This window comes from Pseudomonas sp. 31 R 17, assembly GCF_900004915.1.
Lineage (GTDB): Bacteria > Pseudomonadota > Gammaproteobacteria > Pseudomonadales > Pseudomonadaceae > Aquipseudomonas > Aquipseudomonas orientalis_A.
On sequence record NZ_CVTN01000063.1, the window covers coordinates 1 to 11528 of the forward strand.

Annotated in this window: 6 protein-coding genes and 1 pseudogene; all 7 read right to left on the reverse strand. The window is 63.0% G+C overall.

The window, feature by feature from the left end; all coding sequences use genetic code 11:
- Positions 1 to 291, reverse strand: a pseudogene (locus BFP89_RS11205) (acyl-CoA dehydrogenase); the annotation flags it as partial.
- Between the two features lies 1 nt (position 292).
- Positions 293 to 2452: a glycogen debranching protein GlgX gene (glgX, locus tag BFP89_RS11210; protein ID WP_065885543.1), complete on the reverse strand. Its 2160-nt coding sequence runs from the start codon at positions 2450 to 2452 to the stop codon at positions 293 to 295.
- Positions 2453 to 2581: 129 nt separating this feature from the next.
- Entirely contained in the window at positions 2582 to 2842 is a 261-nt protein-coding gene (locus BFP89_RS11215) for a DUF2934 domain-containing protein (protein WP_065885546.1), read from the reverse strand.
- A 21-nt stretch (positions 2843 to 2863) separates the two neighbouring features.
- The gene (locus BFP89_RS11220) at positions 2864 to 5614 is read right to left on the reverse strand and encodes a malto-oligosyltrehalose synthase (protein ID WP_065885547.1); all 2751 of its coding nucleotides are present in this window, start codon (positions 5612 to 5614) and stop codon (positions 2864 to 2866) included.
- On the reverse strand, positions 5611 to 7695 hold the full coding sequence (gene malQ, locus BFP89_RS11225; RefSeq protein ID WP_065885549.1) for a 4-alpha-glucanotransferase: 2085 nt from the start codon (positions 7693 to 7695) through the stop codon (positions 5611 to 5613). Before malQ ends, BFP89_RS11220 begins: the two co-directional genes overlap by 4 nt.
- Positions 7692 to 9440: a malto-oligosyltrehalose trehalohydrolase gene (gene treZ / locus BFP89_RS11230; protein WP_065885552.1), complete on the reverse strand. Its 1749-nt coding sequence runs from the start codon at positions 9438 to 9440 to the stop codon at positions 7692 to 7694. Before treZ ends, malQ begins: the two co-directional genes overlap by 4 nt.
- 19 nt (positions 9441 to 9459) lie before the next feature.
- Positions 9460 to 11016 (reverse strand): glycogen synthase GlgA, encoded by a 1557-nt coding sequence (glgA, locus tag BFP89_RS11235; RefSeq protein WP_065885553.1) that lies wholly within the window; start codon positions 11014 to 11016, stop codon positions 9460 to 9462.
- Positions 11017 to 11528 lie beyond the last annotated feature (512 nt).

Sequence of the window (11528 nt, forward strand, 5' to 3'; positions counted from 1 at the left end):
GGCGCTCGGCGGCTCGGCGGCCCACATCCCCCAGGTGCTGCCCAACGGCGGCAGCGGGCTGTCGAGCTCGGCAATGATCGCCAGGGCGTCGGTGTGGCCTTCGAACAGTTTGCACAAGCGCAGGTCATGGCCGGCGACTTGCGCCAGACCGCTGTAACGCTCCAGCGTCTGGCCGCTGCCGGGCAACGGCAGCTGGTCCAGGCCTTCTTCCTGAAGGTCCTTTAAGGCATTACCCAGGGCTTGCGTATTGGCATAGCCCCGGTAGCCGGAAAGGAATCCGTGCAACGCCATTTCACACCTCGTCGTCGTGATGCAGTTCAAACAATAGCAGCGAGCGGCCGGTGGCGGCGTACTCGTGCTCAAATTCAAAACGCTCCTGGCCACGCACTGCCGGGTCATTGGTATCGAGCAGGCAATTCCAGTACTCGCCCTGGGGCACCGGTGGCAGACGGAAATTGACCATGTCGTGATGGGCATTGACCACCAGCAACAACGTCGCGTCGGCGCCGGCACGGCGAATCCCGGTTTCCTGGGCGCGGCCATCCATCAGCATGCCCAGGCAGCGACCGTGGCTGTCTTCCCACTGCTCGGTGGTCATTTCATTGCCATCCGGCGCCAGCCAGGTGACGTCTTTTACGCCGATATCTTCGTTGTAGTCACCGACCAGGAAGCGCCCACGGCGCAGGATCGGATACGCCAGGCGCAGCTTGATCAGGCGCTTGACGAACTTGAGCAGCGCCTTGCCGTCGTCGTCCAGGTCCCAGTTGACCCAACCGATCTCGCTGTCCTGGCAGTAGGCGTTGTTGTTGCCATGCTGGGTGCGGGCGAACTCGTCCCCGGCCACAATCATCGGCGTACCTTGGGCCAGCAGCAGGGTGGCGAAGAAGTTGCGCATCTGGCGCAGGCGCAGCGCGTTGATTTCCGGGTCGTCGGTAGGGCCTTCGACGCCGTGGTTCCACGACAGGTTGTTATTGCTGCCGTCCTGGTTGTTCTCGTCGTTGGCTTCGTTGTGCTTGTCGTTGTACGACACCAGATCATGCAGGGTGAACCCGTCATGAGCCGTGATGAAGTTCACCGAGCTGTAAGGCCTGCGCCCACGGTGGTTGAACATCTCGCCCGAGGCGGTCATGCGTCCGGCGAAGTCCGCCAACTGGCCGTCATCGCCTTTCCAGAACGCACGCACGGTGTCGCGGAAACGGTCATTCCATTCCGCCCAGCCCGGCGGGAAGTTGCCCACTTGATAGCCGCCGGGGCCGCAGTCCCAGGGTTCGGCGATCAGTTTGAGCTGACGCAGGATAGGGTCCTGGCGGCATGCCACGAGGAAGCTGTGACGTTCGTCAAAGCCGTCGCGATAGCGGCCGAGGATCGTGGCCAAGTCGAAGCGGAAACCATCGACGTGCATCTCGGTCGCCCAGTAACGCAGGGAGTCGGTGACCATCTGCAGCACGCAGGGGTGACTCAGGTCCAGGGTGTTGCCCGTGCCGGAATCATTGATATAGAAGCGCTTTTCGTCGGGCATCAGCCGGTAGTACGAGGCGTTGTCGATGCCGCGCATGGACAGGGTAGGGCCGCGCTCGTTGCCTTCGGCGGTGTGGTTGTAGACCACGTCGAGGATCACTTCGAGCTTCTGCTCATGCAGGTGCGCGACCATCTCCTTGAACTCGGCGATCTTGCCGCTGGCCAGGTAGCGCGGGTCGGGGGCAAAAAACGCGATGCTGTTGTAGCCCCAGTAGTTGGTCATGCCTTTTTCCAGCAGATGCTGGTCGTTGACGAAGGCATGCACGGGCAACAGCTCGACCGAAGACACCCCCAACTGGCGGATATGCTTGAGCACGTCATCTTCCATCAGCCCGGCGCAGGTGCCGCGTACGGATTCGCCGACCGAAGGATGGCGCATGCTGATGCCGCGCAGGTGGGTTTCATAGATGATCGTACGGTCCCATGGCACGCGCACCGGCTGGTCATTGCCCCAGGTATGTGCCGGGTCGATGACCTTGCACTTGGGCACGAAGGGCGCGCTGTCGCGCTCGTCGAAGCTGAGGTCATCATCGGGGTGGCCGATGGTGTAGCCAAACAGCGCTTCGGACCATTTGAGTTCGCCCACCAGTTGCTTGGCATAGGGGTCGATCAGCAATTTGTTGTGGTTGAAGCGATGGCCGTTTTCCGGGTCGTAAGGGCCATACACACGGTAGCCGTAAATCAGCCCGGGGTGGGCGTCGGGCAGGTAGCCGTGGAAGATCTCGTCGGTGTATTCGGGCAGCTCGATGCGTTCCAGTTCCACTTCACCGGCATCGTCGAACAGGCACAGCTCGACCTTGGTGGCGTTGGCGGAAAACAGCGCAAAGTTGACGCCCAGGCCGTCCCAGGTGGCGCCAAGCGGGAAGGGCAGGCCTTCACGAATCCGCGACGGCTCATGGTCCGGCGTGGTTGAGGCTTTATCGGGTTGGCTCATGGTGTTGCTCCTGCAAGGGTTCTTTTTTCGGGCCGAACGCGGCCGTACTGACAGTTATTCAGCGTATGACGTAGATAGATAAAGGCCCCCTGACGGCAATGCGCTCAGGGGGCGCGGCGATCGATAAGCTTAGGGTTTGGGCTTTTTCGGTGCTGCGGGCTTCTTTGGCGCAGGCTTGGCGGCGGCAGGCGCCGCAGGCTTGGCTTTGGGCGCAGGCTTGGGCGCGGTCTTGGGCTTGGCGGCCGGCTTGGGCTTGCTTGGCGTCAATGCCTCGGCTTCGGCCAGCTTGCGCGCCATTTCCCAGTGACGAGCATCTTCACCGTGGGGTTTGCCTTCGGACTCCCAGATCTGATGGGCCAGTTCGCGGATGCGTTTGTCTTCATTACTCATCACACACTCCTCAGAAAATGTTCAGCTTTCTTGAATATCGGCATTGATAAAGACATTGACCGGGAAATCCCCCAGGGCAGCGCTGATCAACAGCTCCTTGTCTGGTGTGACTGCGCTTGTTTGAAAAAGTCCCTTCCAGTTTTGTGTTGTGGCGGCGAACGGTAATTTCACCCGCGTGTCGCCCCAAATCCGGGCAGGAACCAGGGGTTGCAGCGCATTTTCGAGCAGGCGCCGGGGCCAGCGTGGCACCACCACCAACACGTGCTTGCCCTGCAGTTCACGGCAAAACGCAACGACATGATCGGCCTGTGGGCCAACCACCTCCAGGGCGGTGTAGGCGCCGTCGCTGAACAGCTCGACGTTGGCCTTGCGCAAGGCCAGTACCTGCGCGATCACCGCTTGCTTGATACGCCCGTCGCGCCAGCTGGACAGCAGTTCACCGATGTCCGCCGGGTTATCCAGTGCGCGTTGCCGCGCCTGGAAGTCCACCGGACGCCGGTTGTCCGGATCCACCAGACTGAAGTCCCAGAACTCATCGCCCTGGTACACGTCCGGTACACCGGGCACGCTCAGGTGAAGCAAAGTCTGCGCCAGCCCATTCAAGGCGCCGGCGGGGGCGATGGCCTGGGCTGCGGCGGCAAGTGCGTCACGCAAGGGCTTGCCGGTTTCACTGAGCAATACACCTTGCAGGAACGTCTCGACGCCGCGCTCGTACGCCTCGTTCGGCGCGCTCCAGCTGCTTTGCAGCTTGGCTTCGCGCAGCGCTTTCTGTTGCCACTGCCAGAGGCGTTGTTGATACGCCTCAAGGTCGGGGTTCGGCTCCAGCGGCCAACTGCCAAGCAGCACTTGATAAAGGATCAGTTCGTCGCCCGCCGAGGGGCTGTCGGCCGTCTCGCGCAACGGCGCGGCCAGGCTGCGCCAGTGTTCGACTTGCTCGGCATACCAGGGCGCGCATTCACTCAGCACCGCCAGGCGCGCGCGGGTATCTTCGCCACGTTTATGGTCGTGGGTGGCGGTGGCCAGCAAGTTATGCGGGAACGTCTTCAAGCGCTGTTGGTTGGCCCCATGAAAATCGGCCAACGGCGCGCTGAACTGCTCGGTGCTGAAGCCCACATCGTTACGCGACAGCAACACGGCCGAACGATAGAACGCCGTGTCTTCCACAGCCTTGGCTGCGGCGGGCGAGGTCAGTTGCTGGAAGCGCACACAGGCATGCTTGAGCATCTTGCGCTCGCGGCCCAGCGGGCGATTGCGCCACGGTTGACCACCCAGCCATTTCTCCAGGTGATCGAGCACCGGCCAGTCGCCCTCGTTCAGGGTACTGCGCGCGCCCTCCATAGCCTGTTGGAAGACCTTGTCGTCGGCTGCGCTGCGCCCGCGAGCACTGATGTAGGTGCGGTACACCGGAAAATGCACGATCAGTTCCTGCAACGCCCGGCGTATCGCGCCCAGGGTCAGGTCGCGGGTCATCACGTCGTCACGGGCCACTTGCAGCAGCGCCTGGGCGACGCTTTCGAAGTCGCCGCCCAACGAACCGTTGAGGATTTGCTGGCGGGCCAGGCGCGCCTCGTCGATAAACGCCGACGGCCGTTCGCTGTGGCGCGACCACAACTCGGCCAGCGGCGCGAAGCCGTCCGGGTGATGCTGCATCAATGACAGTTGGTTCATGAATTCGTAGCCGGTGGTGCCGTCCACTTGCCAGTCTTCGCGCAGGGTCTCGCCTTCACCGAGGATTTTCTCCACGAAGATCGGCAAATGCCGCTGCGGCGACAATGCATCCACCCGGCGCCGCAGCTTGCGGCAATAACCCCGTGGATCGGCCAGCCCGTCGATATGGTCGATGCGCAGGCCATCGATCAAGCCTGCGCTGATCAACTCGAAAATCTTGCCGTGGGTGGCTTCGAACACCGCCGTGCGCTCCACGCGCAGACCGCCCAGTTCGTTGACATCGAAGAAGCGCCGCCAGTTGATGTCGTCCGCCGCCGTGCGCCAGCTGGCGAGGCGGTAGGTCTGTTCTTCCAGCAGCCGGTGCAGGCGCGCGAAACCCTCAGGCGTGCGCCCGTCGAACGCGGCGAGGCGCTGTTCGATGGCGGGCAATACCTCGCTGGCCCGCTCGGCCAGTGCCTGTTTCAGCCAGCCGGCTTCGGCGTAGGCGTCGTCCTGGTACGCCAGGGCGGCAAAGCGTTCGGCCAGCGGCTTGAGCGGTTCGTCGTTGCCCAGGATCAGCGCGTAATCCCGTGGACAGATCGGGAAGCGATGTTCGTAGTGCTCAACGTAAAAGGCCCCGTGCGCCGCCTCGAATTTCAGCACCAGGCTGCCGCTTTGCAACGCTTCGCCGTAATCGCTGCCAAGGAACGGCATCAGCAGTTGGCCCTTGAGCAGCGGGTCGGGTGAGTGCCACTGAATATCGAAAAATTCGCTGTAGGGGCTCAAACGTCCCCATTCCAGCAGGTCGAGCCACCAGGGGTTGTCGGCGCCGCCCACGGCCATATGGTTGGAAACGATGTCGAGGATCAAACCCATGTCGTGTTCGCGCAACGCAGCGACCAGGCGCTGCAGCGCGGCCTCGCCACCCAGTTCCGGGTTGACACAGGTGGGGTCGACCACGTCATAGCCATGCATCGAACCGGCCCGCGCCTTGAGCAGGGGCGAGGCATACAGGTGACTGATGCCCAGTCGGGCGAAATACGGCACCAACGGCACCGCATCATCCAGGGTGAAGCCTTTATGAAATTGCAGGCGCTGAGTGGCGCGCAGGGGCAGTGCTTTCATCGGTCACGCTCATAGGCTTGGTTGCGCGCAACGGCCAGCAGCTCGAGGCGGCGCGCGGCGCCGGCATTGTCGAGCAGGCTGGACGCTTCACCGGGCAGGCGGCGGCGCCAATTGGGGTGGGTGTCGGTGGTGCCGGGCAGGTTGGGTTGCTCTTCCATGCCCAGCGCATCTTCCAGGGGCAGCAGCACCAGCGGCGCACGGGTGTGGGCGAGGTAGCGCACACTGGCATCGATCATATGGTCGGTGTCGTTGCGGATCTCATCGACGAAGTTCTGCGGGTCCTGGCTCAGGGCCTGGCGCAATGCCTGGCGTTCGCGCAGGCGGTGTTCGCTCCATTGATCCACGGTCGGCGCGTCGATCAGGCCCAGCTCGATATTCCATTCGATGTCGCGGCTGTGCCACCAGCCGTTGAGCGTCGGCAAGTCGTGAGTGCTGGTGGTGGCCAGGGCGTTGTCGGGCCAGTCGAGGATGGGCCTGAACTGCCCGTCGTGGTTTTGCTCGAACAGCAACACGCGCATGCCGAGGATCGAGCGGCTGCTGAGTTTTTCGCGCAGGCCGTCGGGCACGGTGCCGAGGTCCTCACCGAGGACAATGGCCTGGTGACGATGGGATTCGAGGGCCAACAGCCGCAGCATGTCGTCCACCGGGTAATACAGGTAGGCGCCTTCGCGCGGTGAAGCCCCGTTCGGGATGACCCACAGGCGTTGCAGGCCCATCACATGGTCGATGCGCAGGCCGCCCGCGTGGGCGAAATTAGCCCGCAGCATTTCAATAAAGGCACGGAAACCGTGACGCTTGAGCCCCTCTGGCGAGAACGCGGAAATGCCCCAGCCCTGGCCTGCACGGTTGAGAATGTCCGGTGGCGCGCCGACGGTGAGGTCGGCGAGCAATTCGTCCTGGCGACTCCACGCCTGGCTGCCACCGCCGTCCGCACCCACCGCCAGGTCGGCGATCAGGCCGATGCCCATGCCGCTGCCGCGCGCGGCCTGTTGCGCGCGCTGCAAACTGCGCGCGATCAGCCACTGGGTAAACGCGAAATAGCCGATTTCATCACGGTGCTCCTCGGCAAACTGCGCCAGGGCCGGGCTTTGCGGCGTGCGCCAGTCCTGCGGCCAGTGACGCCAGTCGAGGTCTTCCCCGGCGGCGGCGCGCAATGCCTGCACCGCTTCGAAACGGCAGTGGTTTTCCAGGGCTTCGCCGCCGGCCTGGCGGAAACTCTGGAAATCGGCATGCTGCGGATGATGGCCGTGGCGGAAATCGTCATACAGGGCGCGCAACAGGCGCTGCTTGGCCTTGGCGGCGGCAGGCCAGTCGATCAGGGTCAGCTGTTCCAGATCGTGCAGCTCATCGGCCAGGCCCGTGGCCTCGATGGCATTGCGCACTTCGCGTTCGCCCAGGATGCACCCGGGCGAGGCATACAGGCTGTTGAGAAACAGCCGGCTGGAAGGCGAGTAGGGGCTGTAGCGCTCGGTGTCGGCGCTGAACATGGCGTGCATCGGGCTGATCGCCAGGGCGTCGGCCCCGCGTTCGGCGGCCGAGCGCGCCAGGTGCTCAAGGGCCAGGGTGTCGCCGAAACCGCCGTCGCCGAGGCGGCGCAACGAGTAGAGCTGCGCGCTGAGGCCCCAGGCGCGGGCGGGGTCGTTTTGCACCGCTTCGGCCACGCTGTAGCACTGCGCGGGGGCGACGGCGAGGGTGAAGGTCTGGCCGTCGATATGCGCCTGATGGTAGCCAAGGGCGACCACGCCGGGCAGCACGGCATCACCATCCAGACGCAGTTCCAGGCTTTCGCCATTTTCCAACTGCACGCGGCACGGCGTGTCCGGTGCAAAGAAACGTGCGAGGTCCAGGCCTTCACCGCTATCGACGGTGATCAGCGGGGGCAGATGCTTATCCTGCTGTACCTGTTCCAACGCCTGCAGGCTGGCCTCGATGTCGGCCTCGGTATCGGCCGGGTGACCCAGCCCCTTAAGCACCGCGCGCAGGGCGTCGGGTTTCACATGTTGCGGGCGACCGTTGGCATCGATCCAATCGACGGCCAGGCCCGCGCGGCTGGCGAGTATTTCCAGGTTCGCATCGCTCAAGACTGTTCTCCAGCAGGGAATAAGGACACGCGTGCACTGAAGGGCGGCAACTGCGCCGCCGCAGACTCGGCAGGCGTTTGAAAAATCACGTGGGACGCAGCCTGCCGATCGACGGGCTCTGTGCTCAGGTTCAGGTCGATTTGCAACACGCTGCCATTGCCCAGGCGCCAGCGCGCGCTGACGGCGCTGTCAGCCAGCACCTGCGCGCCGAGGGCCACGCTGCCAGGCAGATGAGGCACCACGTGTCGATGGCGCAGACCCAGCAAATGGCGATAGAGCTGGGCATGCTCGTTTTCCGCCAGGGTTGGCCTGGATTGCAGGAAGGTCGTCAAGGCGTTGGGATCGGGGATACGTTCGCGCTGCTCGGGGTCATGAAACGCGGCGAAATCGGCGAACTCGTTGCGTCGACCTTCACGCACGGCCTCTGCCAGTTCCCCGTGATGGTCGGTAAAGAACAGGAAAGGCTCGGCAGCATTGACTTCATCGCCCATGAACATCAGCGGGATCATCGGCGACAGCAGCAACAGCGCGGTCGCCGCCTTCAACGCTTGCGGCGGGCACAACTGGTGCAGGCGTTCGCCCAGGGCCCGATTGCCGATCTGGTCGTGGTTCTGCAGGAACGCCACGAACGCGGTGGGAGGCAGCTCGCCGCTGGGTTCGCCGCGTGCATGGCCGTGGCGGGTGGTCTGGCCCTGATAGATAAAGCCTTCACCCAGGCAACGGGCGAGTTTTGCCGTGGGCTGCTCGGCGAAGTCGCTGTAGTAGGCATCGGTTTCGCCGGTGAGCAGCACGTGCAGCACGTTATGGAAGTCGTCGTTCCATTGTGCGTTGAAATCATGTTTGAGCAGGCCGGCCTGGTTGAGCTCGTTTTCCAGCATCAGCCACACATGGCGCCCGCTATCGACCTGCTGGCGCACGCGCTGCGCCAGCTCCTGGAGGAAGCCGGGGTTGTCGATGGCGTGCACCGCGTCCAGGCGCAGGCTGTCGAAGCGGTATTCCAGCAGCCACATCAGGGCGTTATCGAGGAAGAAATCCCGCACTTCGCGGCGTTCGAAATCGATCCCCGCGCCCCACGGCGTGTGCACGTCCTCCTGGAAAAAGCCTTTGGCGTATTGGCCCAGGTAGTTGCCATCGGGACCGAAGTGGTTGTAGACGACGTCAAGGATCACCGCCAGGCCGTGCTCGTGGGCGCTGTCGATCAGGTGCTTGAGTTGTTCGGGGGAGCCGTAGGTGGCGTGCGGTGCGTAGGGCAGTACCCCGTCGTAACCCCAGTTGCGTTCACCGGGAAATTGCGCGAGGGGCATCAGTTCGATGGCGGTCACGCCCAGCTCGGCCAGGCGCGGCAGGTGTTTCTCCACTTCGGCGTAACCGCCCATCGCGCCGACGTGCAGTTCGTAGATGACCGCCTCGTGCCACGGGCGGCCTTGCCACTCGCTGTGCCGCCATTGGTAGGCGAGCGGGTCGACCACGCGGCTCCAACCGTGCACGTCCAGGGCCTGGGCCCTGGAGGCGGGGTCCGGAACATCCCGTTCCCCGTCGATATTGAAGCGATAAAGCGTGCCGGCAGGGCAGGCTGCCTCGACTTCAAACCAGCCATCTGCCTGGGGCAGCATGGCGATGGACTTTCCTTCCTGCAATTCAACGCTGACATAAAACGCGTCTGGCGCCCACAAGGCGAAACGCGTGTGTTGCGCGTCCAGCATCAGTGCGCCGTGGGGCCAGGTTTCCAAAGTCCGTAACGGCATCTATGAAGACCTCTCTTGATTATTTAGTCGATTTCCCCAGTGCTTTAACCACCAGTTGTTCGTACAGCTCGGCGTAGGGTTCCACCGCCTGCGACCAGTTGAACGGTTGGGTCATGGCGCGGCTGCGCATGGCGTTGAGCAGGCCGGGGAAGGAGAACACTTTGAACGCGCGCTCCAGGGCAGCCTTGTAGCTGTCGACGGTGGATTCGTTGAACAGAAAACCGGTCACGCCGTCTTCAATGGTGTCGGCCAGGCCACCGGTATTGCGCGCCACCGGCAACGAGCCGAAACGCTGCGCATACATCTGGCTCAGGCCGCAGGGCTCATACCGCGAAGGCATCAGCAGGAAGTCGCTGCCGGCGAACATGCGGCGGGCGTCGGTTTCGTTGAAGCCGATGCGCACGCCGACCTGGCCCGGGAAGCGCAGCGCCAGTTCGCGCATGGCTTGTTCCTCTTCCGGCTCGCCGCGCCCGATGATCGCGATCTGGCCACCGTTTTCGACGATGAAGCTGGCGACTGCTTCGGTCAGGTCCAGGCCTTTCTGGTAGACCAGGCGCGAGACCACGGCAAACAATGGGCCGGTGGAATCGTGCAGGCCGAACAGTTCGCGCACGTGGGCAGCGTTGATGGCCTTGCCTTCCCAGTCGCCGATATTGAAGTTGTGGGTCAGGTGGGTGTCGGTCGAAGTTTCCCAGCTTTCGTCGATGCCGTTGGGAATCCCGCTGAGCAGGCCTTGCTGGGTCTTGCTGGCGAGGAAGCCGTCCAGGCCGCAGCCGAATTCCGGGGTGGTGATTTCCTGGGCGTAGGTGGCGCTGACCGTGGTGATATGGCTGGAATAAGCCATGCCGGCCTTGAGAAACGACATCTTGCCGTAGAACTCCATGCCTTCCTGTTGCAGGGCATGGGGCGGAATGCCCAGTTCGGGGGTGCAACCCAGGCTCACCACGCCCTGATAGGCGAGGTTATGAATGGTGAACAGGGTCGGCGTGCGTGAACCACGCCAGTGCATATAGGCCGGAGCCAGGCCAGCGGGCCAGTCGTGGGCGTGCACCAGGTCCGGGCACCAGTGGATCTGTGCCAGGTTGGCGGCCATGTCGGCGGCGGCCAGCCCCAGGCGGGCGAAGCGGATGTGGTTGTCCGGCCAGTCGCGGCCATTGTTGGCGCCGTAGGGTGTGCCTTCGCGTTCATACAGCTCGGGGCAGATCAGCACGTAGATGACCAGGCCATCCTTGAGGTCCATGCGCCCGATCTTGCACGGCGGCAGCGCGGCGTGGCCACCCAGCTCGCCGATGATATGAATAGGGTTGTCGCTTTCCATCACTTGCGGGTAACCGGGGATCAGCACACGCACATCGTGCAAGTGAGCCATGGCGCGGGGCAGGGCCGCCGACACATCGCCCAGGCCGCCGGTTTTCACCAGGTCGGCAAACTCGGACGTGACAAACAGCACCTTCTTTCGGTTGGGGTTATGACTGGACACCGGCCGCACCGTGTTGAGGTCGACGACCAAAGAGGTCGACCCGCCAACTGGCTGACTAACACGCTCTCCCTGAATACTTGCTGCGGCACTGATCATAGTTCTCTCCAACGTGTTGGTTAGCTAATGGCCCGCTGCCATTAGCTCGATGACCGCTTCCTGCGGCCAAGCGCACAAGCGCACGACAATCTGGCAAGGCGTATGCCAGTTGCACAATTAACTGAAAAGATTGGATGGACGGGCATGTAGCGTGAATCGCGGAGTGCTCGCCTTGCCTTAAAACTTGACCAAGGGCCGAGTTGAAAAGTTTAGTTTTTTTGCGGGGTTTTTGTTTTGGAACGGACCCATCGGTCATGAGTCTAGGCCAGATCCCAGCGTCTGCCGGGTTTAGAGGGGATTTTTGTAGGACAAAAAACTTTTAACCTTATGCCGGGGGGAGCCGGCCGGCATTTTGTGTTGGTCCCGATCCAAATGTGGGAGGGGGCTTGCCCCCGATGGCGGCCTCTGGGCTGGCCGAGATGCTGGATTGGACCGAGTACATATCCGTTTCTGCGGTAACGGCTGCTAATGGTTCCGCTTTTACAGCGGCTCACTTTTGAAAAGCGCAAAAG

Bases quoted from the DNA above. Each gene is read 5' to 3' on its own strand.
- glgX (WP_065885543.1), bottom strand. From the start codon at position 2,452: ATGAGCCAACCCGATAAAGCCTCAACCACGCCGGACCATGAGCCGTCG.
- glgA (WP_065885553.1), bottom strand. From the start codon at position 11,016: ATGATCAGTGCCGCAGCAAGTATTCAGGGAGAGCGTGTTAGTCAGCCA.
- treZ (WP_065885552.1), bottom strand. From the start codon at position 9,440: ATGCCGTTACGGACTTTGGAAACCTGGCCCCACGGCGCACTGATGCTG.
- BFP89_RS11215 (WP_065885546.1), bottom strand. From the start codon at position 2,842: ATGAGTAATGAAGACAAACGCATCCGCGAACTGGCCCATCAGATCTGG.
- BFP89_RS11220 (WP_065885547.1), bottom strand. From the start codon at position 5,614: ATGAAAGCACTGCCCCTGCGCGCCACTCAGCGCCTGCAATTTCATAAA.